The sequence below is a fragment of the Pseudomonas spartinae genome, from assembly GCF_965197125.1.
GTDB lineage: Bacteria > Pseudomonadota > Gammaproteobacteria > Pseudomonadales > Pseudomonadaceae > Aquipseudomonas > Aquipseudomonas composti_A.
The window spans coordinates 342,541-357,944 of the sequence record NZ_CBDAMB010000004.1 but is presented as its reverse complement, the minus strand read 5'-3'; the positions used below and the strand labels follow the sequence as shown (position 1 = coordinate 357,944).

Below are 15,404 nucleotides of genomic sequence, written 5' to 3'. Positions count from 1 at the left end.
CTGCGCTGCGATGTCGGCGAGCATGCGCCGGCCCCCAAGGCGTGCAATTTGCATCGCATCCGTCCGCTTTCTTTTATCAATATGTGAGAAATGCCATGGGCGGCACCCAGACCCTGGAACGAGCGTTTCTGTTGTTGCGCGTCATCGCCGCTGCCGGCCGGCAGGGCGCCAGCCTGGCCGAGTTGCGTGAGGCCGCCGACTGTTCGCAGGCCACCGCTTACCGCCTGCTGCAGTACCTGCGCCGGCAGGGCTTCGTGCGTGGGGCGCAGCAGCGCGGGCGCTACGTGCTCGGCTACGAACTGTTCGCCCTCGGCGCCCAGGCCGGCAATGCCAGCGCGCTGCGCGAGCGGGCCCGGCCGGTGCTGCTGCGCCTGGCACAACGCTTTGGCGATACCTTCTTTTTATTGGTGGCAGACGGTCATCAGTTGCTGTGCCTGGACATGCTGGCCGGACAACTGCCGGTGCAGAGCTACAGCGGCGCGGTGGGCGGGCGCATCCCCATGGGCGTCGGCCAGGCCTCGCAGGTGCTGCTGGCCTGGCTTGGCCGCGCCGAGCGCAACGACATCCTCGCCCACAACGCCGCCACACTGCGCCTGGACTATGGCCTGGACGTCGAGCGCATCGCCGCCAGCCTGCCCAGCGTCAAGCGCCTGGGTTACGCCAGTGGTCTGGTGGACAAGCGCCTGCCGGGCTACACCGGCCTGGCGGTGCCGATTCTCGATGGCGATGGTCAGCCGCTCGGTGCCCTCAGTTGCGCGCTGGCCCGACCGCGCATGACCGACGCCCGGCGCCAGGCATTGGCGCAAGTGATGAAAGAGGAGGCGCAGTGGTTGCGCGACCCTTGAGCGCAAGCCTGTAGGCTGCTGCGGCACTTCGTCTACGAGCAGCCACGACGCGATGATCTAGGCTTAATCGATGGGTATGACGCCGAAAGGACGGGCGCTGATCAGTCTCGCGGCAAGGCGTTGGCAGTCGCAGAGACAGCAGCGCTGCATTTGGTTTGTTCCACTGCAAACCCTGGTTTATGTCACCGCACTGTTTGTATAGCCGTGGAGTTCGATCATTTTGAAGACACTGCTCGATGCGCAATGGGCTGCATTGGAACGGGTCATGGCCATCGCCGAATTTGCCCTCGATGGCCAGCTCGTGCGCGCCAACGACAACTATCTGGCCCTGTTCGGCTATCGCGCGGAGCAGGTCGAAGGGCGGCATCATTCATTCTTCTGCCATGCCGATTGCGCCGAGCTGGCGGCGCACAAGCGTTTCTGGCAACCCTTGGGTGCGGGCGAGGCCTACAGCGGGCAGGTCGAACGCCTGCGTCAGGATGGCCGCAGTTGCTGGCTGCAGACCACTTACATGCCGGTCATGGATGAAACTGGCCAGGTGCGGCAGATCCTCCAGGTCGCCATCGATATCACCGTGCGGCTGCTGCACGAGCAGGAGCAGCAACAGCATCTGAGGCGGTTGTCGCTGGTGGCCGACGCCAGCGATTCGGCTGTGGTGATCAGCGATGCGAACCCTTACATCGTCTACGTCAATGCCGGTTTCTGTCGGATGTTTGGCTGGACGGCAGAGGAAGTGCTGGGGCGTCGCCCCATTCGCCTGCTGGCTCCTGAAAAGGACGCCGCGTATGCGCAGCAGTATCGCGACACGCTGGCAGCAGGCCTGCCCGTGGAGCGTGAGGAGATCGTCGAGGGCAGGGACGGGCAGCGTTACTGGGTCAAGAGCATCAGCAACCCGATTATGGACGAGGTCGGACAATGGCAGCTGACGGTGACCATCCTGACCAACATCACCCAGGCCAAGATGCATGAGGTGTTGCAGCACAGCGTCATGGAGGCCATGGCCCGCGAGCGTCCGCTGACCGAGGTGCTGGAGTTGATCTGCGAAGAGGTCGAGCGGATTGCTCCCGAGGTGGTCGCCTCGATTCTCGAGGTGGACGAGAATGGCCTGCTACACCCCCTGGCGGCGCCAAGCCTGGCGCTGGACTACCAGCAGAAACTCGATGGCGTGGCGATCGGGCCATCAGTCGGCTCATGCGGGACGGCGGCCTGGCGCAAGGCATCTGTCTGGGTCGATGACATCGCCAGTGACCCGCTCTGGGCCGACTACCGAGATCTGATCCTGCCACTGGGGTTCCGGGGGTGCTGGTCGGCGCCTGTGCTCAATGCCCAGGATAGGGTCGTCGGCACCTTCGCCTTTTACTTCCGGCGCTCGCCGCAGGATTGCTCGATGCAGTTCTACAGGCGCCTGGTCGAGGCTTGCCAGCATCTGTGCGGGTTGGCGCTGGAGCGCGAGCAGACACGCCGGCGCATACGCCAACTGGCGTTCTACGATGCCCTCACCGGCCTGCCGAACCGCAGCCTGCTGCAGGCCCGTGCGGATCAGGCCATCGCCACTGTTACACGCGAGGGTGAGTGCCTGGCGGTGTTGTTCATCGACCTCGATCGTTTCAAGCACGTCAATGACTCACTCGGGCACTCGGCCGGGGACGACCTGCTGCGTCAGGTCGCGGCGCGCCTCCAGAGCGTGCTGCGCGAGTCGGACATCGCCGGGCGGCAGTCAGGTGATGAATTCGTCGTGGTATTGCCAGGTTGCGATGCCAACGACGTGACTGCGGTGGCCGAGCGGCTGCTGCAGTTGCTGGCGGAGCCATTCACCCTGATCGGTACCAGCTTGCAGGTTTCCGGCAGTATCGGCATCGCCATGTATCCCAATGATGGGCGTGACATGGAGACGCTGATGGGCCGCGCAGACATGGCCATGTACCAGGCCAAGAGCAGCGGGCGAGGGCGCTTCCATTTCTACAGCAGCGAAATCAACAGGTTGGCCCAGGAACGCCTGCAGATGGAAAGCGCCTTGCGCCAGGCGATCAAGCACGATGGATTGCGCCTGCATTACCAGCCGCAGATCGATATGGTCGGTGGCGGTCTCTATGGCGTCGAAGCACTGGCGCGCTGGACGCATCCGGAGTTGGGGGACATCCCGCCCGTGCGTTTCATTGCCCTGGCCGAGGAGTGCGGCCTGATCGTCGAACTGGGGCATTGGGCCGTGCAGGAGGCCTGCCGGCAATTGGCCGCGTGGCGCGCCGCAGGGCTGCATGTGCCGACCATATCGGTCAACCTGTCACCGACCAGTTTCCACAACCTCGATTTGCCGAACTTCCTGGCTACGACCCTGCAGGCCAATGCCTTGCAACCAGAGGATCTGACCCTGGAGCTGACCGAGAACATGCTGCTCGATAGCAACCCCAGCACCATGAAGGTCCTCGATGAGGTGCATCGGCAGGGCATCCGCTTGTCGATGGACGATTTTGGTACCGGCTACTCCAGCCTCAGTTACCTGCGGCGACTGCCAATCTCGGAATTGAAGCTCGACCGCAGCTTCGTTTTCGACCTGGAGCATGACGAAGCGACTCGTGCCCTGAGCAGTGCAATTCTGGGGATTGGCAAGAGCCTGCATCTGACGGTGGTGGCCGAAGGGGTGGAAAACGAAGCCCAGCATCGGCTGCTGCGCGAACAGGGTTATCCCGTCGGGCAAGGTTATCTGTTCTCCAGACCACTTTCGGCGGAGGATCTGCAGCGCTGGTTGAGTCAGACCTGCGCCCGGCAAACTGGCGCCTGAATGGCGTTACCGGCTAGGCCGCCGAGGGCGGCAGGCAAGGCGCTACTTTTGCACATTGGTCTCTGCCGATCAGCCGTTCGGCGCTTGCTGTAAGCAACGGCTCAGGCTTGCTCAGCGTTACCTGGCATGCGCTGGAAGCGTTTGCGAAAGGCTGCCGGCGAGATACCGACGCGCTGGCAGAACAGGCGACGAAACGAGTTGCTGTCCTCGTAGCCCACCCGGCTGGTGATCCGCTCGAAATTCAGGCGGGTGGTTTCCAGCAGTTCCTTGGCCTTTTCCAGACGCAGGGCCTGCAGGTAAGCCAGCGGCGTGTGGCCGGTGGCGTCCTTGAAGCGGCGCTTGAAGTTGCGCACGCCGAAACCGAAGCGCGTGGCCAGGTCGTCGATGCAGCAGGGCTCGGCGAAGTGCGCCTCCATCCAGTCCTGCACGCGCAGGACCGCTTCGTCGCCATGGCTGCGGGGCATCGACCAGCTGATGTAGACGGACTGCTCGCTGCGCACGTTGTCGATCAACAGGTAGCGGCTGCATTGCTGGGCCAGTTCGCGCGAGGCGAAGCGGCGTATCAGGTGCAGCAACAGGTCCATCGCGGCGCTCGCTCCGGCGCTGCTGATCATCCGCCCGTCCTCGCAAAGAATGCGCCGCTCGTCCACCTGAACCTTGGGGTAGCGGCGCCGCAGCAGGTCGGCGAAGGCCCAGTGGGTGGTGGCTTCGATACCATCGAGCAGTCCGGCTTCGGCGAGCATGAAGGTGGCCGTGCACATCGAGGCGATGACCGCGCCCTGCTCATGCTGCTGGCGCAGCCAGCCGCGATAGTGCGCGAAGGTGGGCAGGGCCTCGCGCAGGCTGAAGAGAAAGCCGGGGATCAGCACCAGGTCGGTTTTCTCCACTGCGTTCAGCGCCATCTCTACCGGCATGGCACGCCCCAGCGCATTGGCCACCGCTTGCCCGTTCAGCGAGGCCACGCTGAGGGTGAAGGGTGCAGGGGCTGGCAGGGCGAAGCGATTGGCGGCATCGAGCACTTCGAGGGCCAGCGCGGCGCTGGCCAGTGAACTGTGTTCAGCCAGGAGCAGGGTGATATGCATGAAGCGTCTCTTGCGTAAGTCGCATGGTATTAGTCATTTCTGCACCTACTTTACTGCAGACGCCCTACTTAGAGTGCGGCACTCTCATTCAAACAGGTGTTCGTCGTATGAACCTATGGTTTCGTCTTCTGCTGATGCTGCTGCGCAGACCCTGGCGCAAGCCGGTGCCAGGGCTCGCCACCACCGTGGTGCGCATGCGGGTCTGGCCGCTGGATCTGGACTTCAATCGGCACGTCACCAATGGTCGCTACTTCACCCTGGCCGATGTCGGACGCATGGATTACGTGCTGCGCAGCGGCGCTTTTCGCGTGGCCCTGCGCCATCGCGCATTGCCCATCGTCGGCGATGTTTGCGGCAAGTTTCGCCGCGAGCTGAGGCTGTTCGAGCGCTTCGAGGTGCACACGCGCATGCTCGGCTGGGACGACAGGTGGAGCTTCGTCGAGCACCGCTTCGTCAAGGATCAGCGGGTGATCGCCGTGGTGATCATGCGCGGGCTGTTCCGTGGGCCCAAAGGCAATGTCACGCCCGCCGAGTTCGCCCGTGAGCTTGGCCTCGATGAGCAGTCGCCACCCTTGCCGCAATGGCTGCAGCAGTGGTCGAGCAGTTGCGACGGGCTGAGCCAGCAACTGCGGGAAACCGAGCGGGCCTAGACCTGGGGTATCTCAGGCTGGCGCCGATCAGCGCGCCGGTTCTGCCTGGGCGAAGACTTCCTTGGCCGCAGCCAGACCATTGAGGGCCGCGGGGAAGCCGGCATAGACCGCCATCTGCATGATGGTCTCGACCACTTCGCTGCGGCTGACGCCGACATTGAGTGCGCCCTGGATATGCACCTTGAGTTGCGGGGCGGCATTGCCAAGCGCCGTCAGCGCCGCGACCACCGCAATTTCCCGGCTTTTCAGATCCAGCCCGGGGCGGGAGTAGATGTCGCCGAAGGGAAATTCGATCAGATAGCGGGCGAAGTCCGGGGCGATGGCGGCCAGGCTTTCCACCACCTGCTCTCCGGCGTGGCCGTCTATTTCCCGCAGTTTGGCGAGTCCACGGGTGTAGCGATCATCGTTGGCGTTCATCGGCATGTCCTTCCTCATAGATTGAGTCCGGCGCCGAGGGCTGCTCGAGCGAGCGGTAGTGCTCGATCTTGCTCTGCAGTGCGCTCGCGGCCTGGCGCATCGCCTCGATTTCTGCAAGGACGTCCGTTAAGTGCCCCTCCAGCATCTGGCGACGATCCTTGACCGTCGAGTCCCCAGCGCCACGTAGCTTTGCGAACGTCTGCATCTTGCCGATAGGCATGCGCGTGGTTCGCAAGCGCAGCAGGAATTCGATCCAGGCCAGGTCCGAAGCCGCATAACGGCGTTGCCCTCCGGCAGCGCGGGCCACAGGCGCGATCAGCCCGATGCGCTCGTAGTAGCGCAGGGTGTGGGCGCTCAAGCCAGTGCGTTTGGCGACTTCGTCGATGCTCAGATGTGATTCCATGGAGGCAGCCTAGAGGTTCGAGCGCGCTCTAAGTCAAGCGCTTCGAGGGGATGGCCCATTGCGTGCGCGCTGGCCGGTCGGCAGGCGGCGCACTCAGGGCCAGGGGGGCTTGCGCGACGCCGCTCAATCGGCCCCGTAGTTCATGATCGACAGCAGGCGGATCGGCACCTGCACCAGCTTTTCCGGGCCGTGCGGTACTTCGCCGTCGAAGGTCAGGCTGTCGCCGGCCTGCATCGGGTACAGCTGGTTGCCGTGGCGGTACACCAGCTCGCCTTCGAGCAGATGGAGGAACTCGGTGCCGGGGTGGGCGAAGGTGGGGAACTCCTCGCTGGCGTCGTCCATGCTGACCATGTAGGCCTCGAAGCTCTTCTTCGGCCCACGGGTGTGGTTGAGCAGGCGATAGGTATGGCCCTTGTCGGTGCCGCGACGCACCACTTCGAGGCCTTCACCGGCTTTCACCAGCAAGGCGCTGCCACCTTGCTGGTCGTACTGGCTGAACAGTTTGGACATGGGCATGCCGAGCACGTCGCAGAGCCGGCTGAGGGTGTCGAGGCTGGTGGAGACCTGGGCGTTCTCGATCTTGCTCAGCATGCCCTGACTGATGCCGGCGATACGCGCTACATCGGCGATCTTCAGTTCCTGTGCCTGGCGCTGGCGGCGAATCTGCATGCCCAGGTATTGCTCGAGCTTGAGGCGAGGAGGGATTTCCGTGGAGGTCGTCATGCGTGCTTTTATCTTCTTGTGAATAAAAAATTCGCACTGAGAATGTGCAGGCTGCCTTTCTTCGGTGCATTTTCACGGTTGGAATTTCCTCCTATGAAAGCATCTTTCCTTCACGGATAGAAGAATGGCGGGGCTTTGCGGGATTTCCAACGGCAAGGACCAGGTTGGCAAGCTGCTTGCATTTCTTTTGGGGAAATTAAAATTCCCCAGCGGAATAATGGCGACGCCAGCGGAGGCCCCAACCATGTTGCCCAGCGAAACCCAGAAAATCATCGACCAGCACGGCATCAAGTACGTGTTGGCCCAGTTCGTCGATATTCACGGTGCGGCCAAGACCAAGTCGGTGCCGGTTGCGGGGCTCAAGGCCGTGGCCGAGGAGGGTGCCGGTTTCGCCGGGTTCGCCATCTGGGGCATGGGCATGGAGCCGCACGGCCCGGACTTCATGGCCCGTGGCGATCTGTCGACGCTGATGCCGGTGCCCTGGCAGCCGGGCTATGGCCGCGTGGTGTGCATCGGCCACGTCAATGGCCAACCCTGGCCGTTCGACACCCGTTACGTGCTGCAGCAGCAGGTGGCGCGCCTGAGCGAGCGTGGCTGGACGCTGAACACCGGTCTGGAGCCGGAGTTCAGCCTGTTTCGCCGCGATGCCGAGGGCAAGCTGCGCCCGGTCGATGCCAGCGACAAGCTGGAGAAGCCCTGCTACGACTACAAGGGCCTGTCGCGTTCGCGCGCCTTCCTGGAAAAGCTCACCGAGTCGCTGCAGCCGGTCGGCTTCGACATCTACCAGATCGACCACGAAGATGCCTGCGGCCAGTTCGAGATCAACTACACCTACAGCGATGCCATGGAGTCGGCGGATCGCTTCACCTTCTTCCGCATGGCCGCCGGCGAGATCGCCAACGACCTGGGCATGATCTGCTCATTCATGCCCAAGCCGGATCCACGCCGCGCCGGCAATGGCATGCACTTCCACCTGTCGATCGGCAATGGCACCAGCAAGAACCTCTTCCATGACGCCAGCGACCCCAGCGGCATGGGCCTGTCCAGGCTGGCCTATCACTTCCTCGCCGGCCTGCTGGCCCATGGCCCGGCGCTGTGCGCCTTCGCCGCGCCGACGGTGAATTCCTACAAGCGCCTGGTGGTCGGGCGCTCGCTGTCCGGTGCGACCTGGGCGCCGGCCTTCATCGCCTACGGCGACAACAACCGCTCGGCGATGCTGCGCATCCCCTACGGGCGCATCGAGTTTCGCCTGCCGGACGCCGGCTGCAACCCCTACCTGGTGACCGCCGCGATCATCGCCGCCGGCCTCGATGGCATCGACCGCCAGCTCGACCCGGGCAAGGCCTGCAACGAGAACCTCTACAACCTGAGCCTGGAGGAGATCGCCGCGCGCGGCATCGACACCCTGCCGCAATCGCTCAAGGAAGCCTGCGACGCGCTGGAGGCCGACCCGCTGTTTCGCGAGGTGCTGGGCGCGGACATGGTCGACGAGTTCCTCAAGCTCAAGCGCATGGAATGGGTCGAGTACAGCCGCCACGTCTCCGACTGGGAGATCGAGCGTTACACCGAATTCTTCTGAAGTGCCAAGCCACCCGTTTCAATCCGCCAGGAAAGCGCTGCAAGTGCTGGCGCGACACCCGTATCAACTCGGTCAGCTGGCCGCCTGAGGCGCGCAGCTGGCGAACGAAGTGAGGACTGCTCTTATGTGTGGAATCGTAGGTCTGTATCTGAAGAACCCGGCGCTGGAAAGCCAGCTCGGCGCGCTCTTCGAACCCATGTTGCTGGCCATGACCGACCGTGGCCCGGACAGCGCCGGCTTCGCCATCTACGGCGACGAGGTGAAGGACGGCTGGATCAAGCTGACCCTGCAAAGCACCACCGCCGGTTATGACTTCAAGGCCCTGATGGGTGAGCTGGAAGGCCGCCTGGGTTGCTCGCTGGACTGGTTCCAGAACGCCAGCGCCGCCGTGCTCAAGACTAATGCCGATGAGGCGGCGGTACGTGCCGTGCTCGCCGAACTGGCGCCGGCCGTGCGCGTGATGAGCGTCGGCCAGAGCATCGAGATCCTCAAGGGCATGGGCTTGCCCAAGGACATCGCCGAGCGCTTCTCGCTGGCGAAAATGCAGGGCAGCCACATCATCGGCCACACCCGCATGGCCACCGAAAGCGCGGTGACCATGGAGGGCAGCCACCCGTTCTCCACTGGCCAGGACCTGTGCCTGGTGCACAACGGCTCGCTGTCCAACCACTTCCGCCTGCGCCAGGAACTGCGCCGCCACGGCATCGAGTTCGAGACCGAGAACGACACCGAGGTGGCCGCCGGCTACCTGACCTGGCGCCTGCGCCAGGGCGATTCGCTCAAGCAAGCGCTCGACCATTCGCTGGAGGATCTCGATGGCTTCTTCACCTTCGCCATCGGCACCCGTGACGGCTTCGCGGTGATCCGCGACCCCATCGCCTGCAAGCCGGCAATCCTCGCCGAGACCGACGACTACGTGGCCATGGCCTCGGAATACCAGGCGCTGTCGACCCTGCCGGGCATCGACAAGGCCAAGGTGTGGGAGCCGGAGCCGGCCACCATGTACATCTGGGAACGCAGCGCTTGAGTCGCTCCAGGCCTACTGCGCACACCGATTGCTGCGTCAGATCCTCACGATCCGCTCGCCGTACTACTCGTACTGTCTCGCGGCTCGCTGCGGTTCTTCCTTGCCCTCGGCGCGCTCGCGACGGCCTGAATTCGACTCTCCACTTTTTGGAGACATAACTATGAAAACCATCGACCTTTCCAGCGCTACCGTGCGCGATCTGAACCAGGCCCTGCACGAGCAGGCCAGGACCCTCACCGAGCGCGAGTGGGTGGTGAGCAACCCGGGCGGCAAGCACAACCTGGCTGTGGGCCTGAATGAAGCGCTGAGCGTGGAGATCGACGGCCACGCCGGTTACTACTGCGCCGGCATGAACCAGAAGGCCAGTGTCACCATCCACGGCAACGTCGGTGTTGGTGTGGCCGAGAACATGATGAGCGGCATGGTGCGCATCAAGGGCAGCGCTTCGCAGTCGGCCGGTGCCACCGCCCATGGTGGCCTGCTGGTGATCGAAGGCGATGCCGGCGCGCGCTGCGGCATCTCGATGAAGGGCGTCGACATCGTGGTCGGCGGCAACATTGGCCACATGAGCTGCTTCATGGGCCAGGCCGGCAGGCTGGTCGTCTGTGGCGATGCCGGCGATGCGCTGGGCGATTCGCTCTACGAGACGCGCATCTACGTCAAGGGCACGGTGAAGTCGCTGGGCTCGGACTGCATCGAGAAAGACATGCGCCCCGAGCATCTGGAAGAACTTGCCGAGCTGCTCAATCGCGCCGGTTTCGACGAAGACCCGGCCAGCTTCAAACGCTACGGCTCGGCCCGTCAGCTGTACAACTTCAAGGTCGACAACGCCTCGGCGTACTGATCGCGCACCCTGCCCGAAGAGGAACTGCACATGAGCGAAAAAAACACCCCGGTGCTGCGCGAATCCGCCACCTTCGACCGCCTGTCCATCCAGGAAATCCAGCGTGCCGCCGAGACCGGCATCTATGACATTCGCGGCGGCGGCACCAAGCGCAAGCTGCCGCACTTCGACGACCTGCTGCTGCTTGGCGCCTCCATGTCGCGCTACCCGCTGGAAGGCTACCGCGAGAAATGCGGCACCGACGTGGTGCTGGGTAACCGCTTCGCCAAGAAACCGATCCACCTGAATATCCCGGTGACCATCGCCGGCATGAGCTTCGGTGCGCTGTCGGCGCAGGCCAAGGAAGCCCTCGGCCGTGGCGCCAGCATCGCTGGCACCAGCACCACCACCGGCGACGGCGGCATGACCCCGGAAGAGCGTGGCCAGTCGCAGCACCTGGTCTACCAGTACCTGCCGTCACGCTATGGCATGAACCCGGATGATCTGCGCAAGGCCGATGCCATCGAGATCGTTCTCGGCCAGGGCGCCAAGCCAGGTGGCGGTGGCATGCTGCTGGGCATCAAGGTCACCGAGCGCGTGGCCGGCATGCGTACCTTGCCGATCGGCGTCGACCAGCGCAGCGCCTGCCGTCACCCGGACTGGACCGGCCCGGACGACCTGGCGATCAAGATTGCCGAGCTGCGTGAAATCACCGACTGGGAAAAACCCATCTACGTGAAGATCGGTGCCAGCCGCCCGTACTACGACGTCAAGCTGGCGGTGAAGTCGGGAGCCGACGTCATCGTCCTCGACGGCATGCAGGGCGGTACTGCAGCGACTCAGGAAGTGTTCATCGAGCACGTTGGCATCCCGATTCTCTCGGCCATCCCGCAGGCCGTGCAGGCCCTGCAGGAGATGGACATGCACCGCAAGGTGCAGTTGATCGTCTCCGGCGGCATCCGCACCGGCGCCGATGTGGCCAAGGCCATGGCCCTTGGCGCCGATGCCGTGGCCATCGGCACCGCCGCGCTGATCGCCCTCGGTGACAACCACCCGCGCCTCGACGAGGAGCTGAAAGCCATCGGCTCGGCTGCCGGTTACTACGACGACTGGCAGAACGGCCGCGACCCGGCGGGCATCACCACCCAGGACCCGGAACTGGCCAAGCGCCTCGACCCGGTCGCCGCCGGCCGCCGCCTGGCCAATTACCTGCGTGTGCTGGTGCTGGAGGCGCAGACCATGGCCCGCGCCTGCGGCAAGTCGCACCTGCACAACCTCGACCCCGAGGATCTGGTGGCGCTGACCGTAGAGGCCGCGGCCATGGCCCGGGTACCGCTGGCCGGCACCGACTGGGTTCCGGGGCAGCTGCAGTACTGAGCCGCTCAGCAAGATGAAAAAGGGCCGCAACGCTTGGTGTTGCGGCCTTTTTTGGGTTCTTTGCATATTTTGGGGAAAGTGCGGGTTGACACCGGACTGGCAAGTTTGTGTGCGTATCGCTTACTGACTTAGCACTATCCATTACCGCCTCTGCTGAGCGTTTGGATTGCGCCCCTTACGGGCGCCACACCTTTCTTGCTTGCCCAAGAAAGGTGTGCCAAAGAAGGGCACCCCGACATCCGGGTTTCGCTGCGCGAAACTTCCCTCGCTCCGGTGCCGCTCCGGGGGCCGGCTTACATGGGCCATCCCTGGCCCATTAAGCCTTTCGCCGCATCCATGCGGCTCATACCCCTACGCAACACCTCCACTCGGCCTGCTGAAGGGGACCAGGTCGCGAGCCTGCGACATCTCCGCAAGATCAAAGTCGGCAGCGTTTGACTTTTGCTCTTGAAGTGCGATCTCACAGGCGACGCCTAAGTCCCCTTCAGGAGGCCGAGTGGAATCGCCGTGGAAGGGGGTGAGCGACATGGATGTCGCGAGAGCCGTGATGGGCCAGGGATGGCCCTTCTCGGCGTGCCCCTGGAGCGGTGATGGAACGAGGGAACCCCGGCGCAGCCGGGGCCGTATGCAGGGGTGTGTTTCTTTGCTTACTTTCTTTGCACAAGCAAAGAAAGTGAGTCGCCCGTAAGGGGCGAAACCCATCAGACCAGGCCGCGCGCTAATGGAGAGTGCCAAGTCATCGACAGCTAACACGTAATTGCCAGTCCGATGTCAAGCGTATCTTCCCCGCGATAACGCGAAGAATCTTTATTCGTCAGTGCGAGATTCAGCCACGACGCTTCTCTGCACAGCTCACGTTCGTCGACGGCACCCGCCAATCCCGGCCAGGCGAGTGGCCTCAATAAGGCGCTTCGGCCTGGAGCCGGCGGGCCATGACCAGGGTGCGCTCGGCGCCGTCGATGACTTCTCGTTGCAGCTCGAAGCCCAGGCGTTGATAGAAGCCTCGAGCGGTGAGCGAGGAGGGCACGAGCAACTCGGCGATACCCTGTTCGCGAGCGAGACGGGTGATGGCCAGCATGAGCAGGCGCCCGATGCCCTGGCCCTGCATCGGCGGATCGATGAACACCGTTCTGACAACCTCGCCGTCGAGGCTGGCGGTGCCGAGCAGTTGCCGGTTGCGTTCGGCGACCAGCACCTGGCGCGTATCGATCAGCTGCGCGACGCGCTCGACGCTGAAGCTTTGCTCCACCCGCTCAATCACCTCGGGTGCATAGTCCCGCGCATTGCTGACGTGCAGGGCGCTGATGATCACCCGGCTTATCGCGGGCGCGTCGCTCGCTCGTGCAGGGCGGATTTCGATTGGCATGGCAGGGGCTCGGGCTTGGGGTGGTCGTTCAGGTGGACCGGCTGCCGGCTCGTTCGAGGCCGGCAGCGTGATCCTGTCAGGCTACCTTGAAGCGACTGACCAGTTGCTGCTGGTGATCGGCCAGGCCTGCCAGCTCACGGCTATTCAGCGCAGTCTCTTCAGCGGCTGCGCTGACCTGGATGACCAGGTCGTTGATGTCGTTGACGTTGCGGTTGATCTCTTCCGACACCAGGCTCTGTTCCTCGGCGGCCGAAGCTACCTGAATGTTGCGGTCGCTGATGCTGGCGATGCCATCGGCGATCTGTTCGAGCAACTCGCCGGCCTTGACCACGTTGCTGGCGCCGGCCTGAGCCTTGTTCAGGGTTTCCTGCATGGAGCTGGCGGCGCGGTCGGAGCCGCTTTGCAGGTTGCTGATCATCTGCTGGATGCTGACGGTGGAGTCCTGGGTCTTCTGCGCCAGTTGGCGCACCTCATCGGCGACCACGGCGAAACCACGGCCCTGCTCGCCAGCGCGAGCCGCCTCGATGGCGGCATTGAGCGCCAGCAGGTTGGTCTGCTCGGCGACACCACGGATGACGTCGAGTACCGAGGAGATGGCGTCGCTCTCGTTCTTCAGCTCGAGGATGATCTGCGCGGTCTGCTCGGCCTGGGTCGACAGGGCCTGCACCAGGCGCACGGTGTTCTCGATCTCGGTCTTGCCCAGCAGGGTGTCGTCATTGACCCGACGCGACATCTCGGCCGCTTCGGTAGTGCTGCGTGCCACGTCACGCACGGTGGCGCTCATCTCGTTGATTGCGGTGGCGACCTGGTCGGTGCCCTGGCGCTGCTGCGCCACGTGCTGGCTGGTCTGCAGCGCTACGGTCGACGATTGCTCGGCGGCGTTGGCGACCTGCGCAGTGGCTCCGCCGATGGCCTGGATCACCTCCCTGATTTGCTGCGTCATGTTGTCGAGGTTGTGCGCGATCACGCCGAACTCATCGCGGCCCGTGTAGTGGGTGTGGGCGGTGAGGTCTCGTTTCGACAAGGCGACCAGGGTGTCGTTGACGTCGCTGACGGCCGATTTGATGTTGCGGATGATCAGGAAGGACAGCACCACGACTGCAGTCAGGACGCCGAGTATGATCGCGATGGTCAGCCACAGGCCGTGCTTCGCTTCCTCGTGGGCTCTGCTGGCGAGCAGGCCGACGTTCTGCCCCAGTTCGTTTTCCACCTGCAACATGAGGTCGATGCGGGCGGTCGAGTGCTTGAACCAGTCTTCGGCTTTGGTGTTCAGCGCCTCGCCCAGCGGCGTTTCCAGGGCCTTGCGCTGCAGGTCGCTGGCGGCCTGCGCGGCGGGCTGCTGCAGCGCCTCGTCCAGCTTGCGCTTGATGTCTGCTTCTGCCCGGCGCTGGAACGCGTCCTGATAGGCCGAGAACTCGCCAAGATTGCGGCTCAGGCGTGACAGCAGATCGGCGCTGATCTGGTTCTGGGTGAAGGCCACGCCCAGCAGCGCGCGTTCGCGTCCTGCGCGCTCCTTCATCTCCACGAACTGGTTGAGAGCGCCCAGAGCGCGCAGAATCTGCGGAGCACTGACGCTGGCCTCCAGCGAGTGGGTGTAACCGATCAGGGCTTTGATCAGGTCGGTATAGCGAGCACCGGATTCGCCGCTGTTGATCGCCTGCTTGTCGACCTGCTCACGCAAGGCGTTGATCGTCTCAAGGTCTTGCAGCACCTGCTCCAGGCCTGCCGTGGCATCTGCCGATAGCGTCTGCATCTGCCTGGCCGCCGTATCGCTATCGAGGCGGAACTGCTTCAGGGCGTCAGCCATGGCCGTTCCCTTGCTGCCCAGGAATACGCCACTGGCGCCGCGCTCGCGCTGCAGGGCGGTGACCAGGGTGCTGATCTTCTGCGCGGTCGCGCTAGCGGTCAGCGTGCGGTTCATCTCGCTCAGCGTCTGGTACTTGCCGGCAAGGTACATGCCAGAGAAAGCCAGAAAGCCGAGTAGGGGAAAGATCAGTATGAGCAGGAGCTTCACGCTCAGCGGGGCATTTTTAAGCATGGTCAGCAAGCCTTGTCGTCATCGTTGAAGTGTCGGCAGTTGAGCTGTACGACGATTGCAAACGGCCGCTATCGAGTGGCCTTGATGCGCTTCTTCTAGGAAGACTGGGTGCACTCCATTGCATGGTTCGCTTTACCTGTTGCCGCTATCGGTGGAGTGGTTCAGGCCAGCTTCTGTGTTGAACAGACGCTTCACTGAACCGACTTATGAGCTTTGTCGCGTGTTCAGTGGTTTTCTTTAATCAATGACCAAATGAACCGCTAACAAAAAGCTTGCTCCGATTTTTCTCCTGAGA

The 15,404-nt window shown here is 63.6% G+C and carries 13 protein-coding genes and 1 pseudogene; 7 read left to right on the top strand and 7 right to left on the bottom strand.

The window, feature by feature from the left end:
• Positions 1-95 precede the first annotated feature (95 nt).
• Both ACN8M7_RS12415 and ACN8M7_RS12410 read left to right on the top strand, forming a co-directional pair.
• Positions 96-845 carry an IclR family transcriptional regulator gene (locus tag ACN8M7_RS12415; protein ID WP_061237667.1) on the top strand — a complete coding sequence of 250 codons (750 nt, stop codon included), beginning with the start codon at positions 96-98 and terminating at the stop codon, positions 843-845.
• A 265-nt stretch (positions 846-1,110) separates the two neighbouring features.
• On the top strand, positions 1,111-3,624 hold the full coding sequence (locus ACN8M7_RS12410; RefSeq protein WP_490260963.1) for a sensor domain-containing protein: 2,514 nt from the start codon (positions 1,111-1,113) through the stop codon (positions 3,622-3,624).
• Positions 3,625-3,725: 101 nt separating this feature from the next.
• Here the strand turns inward: ACN8M7_RS12410 and ACN8M7_RS12405 are convergent, their stop codons facing one another.
• Entirely contained in the window at positions 3,726-4,706 is a 981-nt protein-coding gene (locus ACN8M7_RS12405; RefSeq protein WP_490260962.1) for a GlxA family transcriptional regulator, read from the bottom strand.
• 107 nt (positions 4,707-4,813) lie between these two features.
• On the opposite strand from ACN8M7_RS12405, the gene ACN8M7_RS12400 reads away from it, so the two are divergent.
• Positions 4,814-5,356: a thioesterase family protein gene (locus ACN8M7_RS12400; protein ID WP_490260961.1), complete on the top strand. Its 543-nt coding sequence runs from the start codon at positions 4,814-4,816 to the stop codon at positions 5,354-5,356.
• A gap of 27 nt (positions 5,357-5,383) precedes the next feature.
• Here the strand turns inward: ACN8M7_RS12400 and ACN8M7_RS12395 are convergent, their stop codons facing one another.
• From ACN8M7_RS12395 to ACN8M7_RS12385, 3 genes are all read right to left on the bottom strand, one after another.
• Positions 5,384-5,773 carry a carboxymuconolactone decarboxylase family protein gene (locus tag ACN8M7_RS12395; protein ID WP_197432129.1) on the bottom strand — a complete coding sequence of 130 codons (390 nt, stop codon included), beginning with the start codon at positions 5,771-5,773 and terminating at the stop codon, positions 5,384-5,386.
• Positions 5,757-6,176, bottom strand: a complete 420-nt coding sequence (locus tag ACN8M7_RS12390; RefSeq protein WP_490260960.1) for a MerR family transcriptional regulator — start codon at positions 6,174-6,176, stop codon at positions 5,757-5,759. The genes ACN8M7_RS12395 and ACN8M7_RS12390 overlap by 17 nt, the downstream gene beginning before the upstream one ends.
• A 123-nt stretch (positions 6,177-6,299) precedes the next feature.
• Positions 6,300-6,899, bottom strand: a complete 600-nt coding sequence (locus ACN8M7_RS12385; RefSeq protein WP_061237673.1) for a helix-turn-helix domain-containing protein — start codon at positions 6,897-6,899, stop codon at positions 6,300-6,302.
• Positions 6,900-7,143: 244 nt separating this feature from the next.
• Here ACN8M7_RS12385 and glnT point away from each other — a divergent pair, with 244 nt between their 5' ends.
• The 4 genes from glnT (at position 7,144) to ACN8M7_RS12365 (ending at position 11,705) form a co-directional block, all read left to right on the top strand.
• Positions 7,144-8,478: a type III glutamate--ammonia ligase gene (gene glnT, locus ACN8M7_RS12380; RefSeq protein WP_490260959.1), complete on the top strand. Its 1,335-nt coding sequence runs from the start codon at positions 7,144-7,146 to the stop codon at positions 8,476-8,478.
• Positions 8,479-8,602: 124 nt separating this feature from the next.
• On the top strand, positions 8,603-9,505 hold the full coding sequence (locus tag ACN8M7_RS12375; RefSeq protein ID WP_061237675.1) for a class II glutamine amidotransferase: 903 nt from the start codon (positions 8,603-8,605) through the stop codon (positions 9,503-9,505).
• A gap of 160 nt (positions 9,506-9,665) precedes the next feature.
• A complete protein-coding gene (locus ACN8M7_RS12370; protein WP_061237676.1) occupies positions 9,666-10,349 on the top strand; it encodes a GltB/FmdC/FwdC-like GXGXG domain-containing protein in 684 nt (227 codons plus the stop codon).
• 30 nt (positions 10,350-10,379) lie between these two features.
• Positions 10,380-11,705 carry an FMN-binding glutamate synthase family protein gene (locus ACN8M7_RS12365; RefSeq protein ID WP_490260958.1) on the top strand — a complete coding sequence of 442 codons (1,326 nt, stop codon included), beginning with the start codon at positions 10,380-10,382 and terminating at the stop codon, positions 11,703-11,705.
• 898 nt (positions 11,706-12,603) lie between these two features.
• Here ACN8M7_RS12365 and ACN8M7_RS12360 read toward each other — a convergent pair.
• From ACN8M7_RS12360 to ACN8M7_RS12350, 3 genes and pseudogenes are all read right to left on the bottom strand, one after another.
• On the bottom strand, positions 12,604-13,071 hold the full coding sequence (locus tag ACN8M7_RS12360; protein ID WP_490260957.1) for a GNAT family N-acetyltransferase: 468 nt from the start codon (positions 13,069-13,071) through the stop codon (positions 12,604-12,606).
• Positions 13,072-13,147: 76 nt separating this feature from the next.
• Positions 13,148-14,014, bottom strand: coding sequence for a methyl-accepting chemotaxis protein (locus tag ACN8M7_RS12355; RefSeq protein ID WP_490261021.1), 867 nt, complete (start codon positions 14,012-14,014; stop codon positions 13,148-13,150).
• A pseudogene (locus tag ACN8M7_RS12350) lies at positions 14,006-14,992 on the bottom strand (nitrate- and nitrite sensing domain-containing protein); the annotation flags it as partial. The gene ACN8M7_RS12355 and the pseudogene ACN8M7_RS12350, both read right to left, overlap by 9 nt.
• Positions 14,993-15,404: the final 412 nt, after the last annotated feature.

Excerpts from the sequence above, each read along its gene's own strand:
- ACN8M7_RS12415 (WP_061237667.1), top strand. The coding sequence starts at position 96 with ATGGGCGGCACCCAGACCCTGGAACGAGCGTTTCTGTTGTTGCGCGTC.
- ACN8M7_RS12410 (WP_490260963.1), top strand. The coding sequence starts at position 1,111 with ATGGCCATCGCCGAATTTGCCCTCGATGGCCAGCTCGTGCGCGCCAAC.
- ACN8M7_RS12405 (WP_490260962.1), bottom strand. The coding sequence starts at position 4,706 with ATGCATATCACCCTGCTCCTGGCTGAACACAGTTCACTGGCCAGCGCC.
- ACN8M7_RS12400 (WP_490260961.1), top strand. The coding sequence starts at position 4,814 with ATGAACCTATGGTTTCGTCTTCTGCTGATGCTGCTGCGCAGACCCTGG.
- ACN8M7_RS12395 (WP_197432129.1), bottom strand. The coding sequence starts at position 5,773 with ATGAACGCCAACGATGATCGCTACACCCGTGGACTCGCCAAACTGCGG.
- ACN8M7_RS12390 (WP_490260960.1), bottom strand. The coding sequence starts at position 6,176 with ATGGAATCACATCTGAGCATCGACGAAGTCGCCAAACGCACTGGCTTG.
- ACN8M7_RS12385 (WP_061237673.1), bottom strand. The coding sequence starts at position 6,899 with ATGACGACCTCCACGGAAATCCCTCCTCGCCTCAAGCTCGAGCAATAC.
- glnT (WP_490260959.1), top strand. The coding sequence starts at position 7,144 with ATGTTGCCCAGCGAAACCCAGAAAATCATCGACCAGCACGGCATCAAG.
- ACN8M7_RS12375 (WP_061237675.1), top strand. The coding sequence starts at position 8,603 with ATGTGTGGAATCGTAGGTCTGTATCTGAAGAACCCGGCGCTGGAAAGC.
- ACN8M7_RS12370 (WP_061237676.1), top strand. The coding sequence starts at position 9,666 with ATGAAAACCATCGACCTTTCCAGCGCTACCGTGCGCGATCTGAACCAG.
- ACN8M7_RS12365 (WP_490260958.1), top strand. The coding sequence starts at position 10,380 with ATGAGCGAAAAAAACACCCCGGTGCTGCGCGAATCCGCCACCTTCGAC.
- ACN8M7_RS12360 (WP_490260957.1), bottom strand. The coding sequence starts at position 13,071 with ATGCCAATCGAAATCCGCCCTGCACGAGCGAGCGACGCGCCCGCGATA.
- ACN8M7_RS12355 (WP_490261021.1), bottom strand. The coding sequence starts at position 14,014 with ATGACGCAGCAAATCAGGGAGGTGATCCAGGCCATCGGCGGAGCCACT.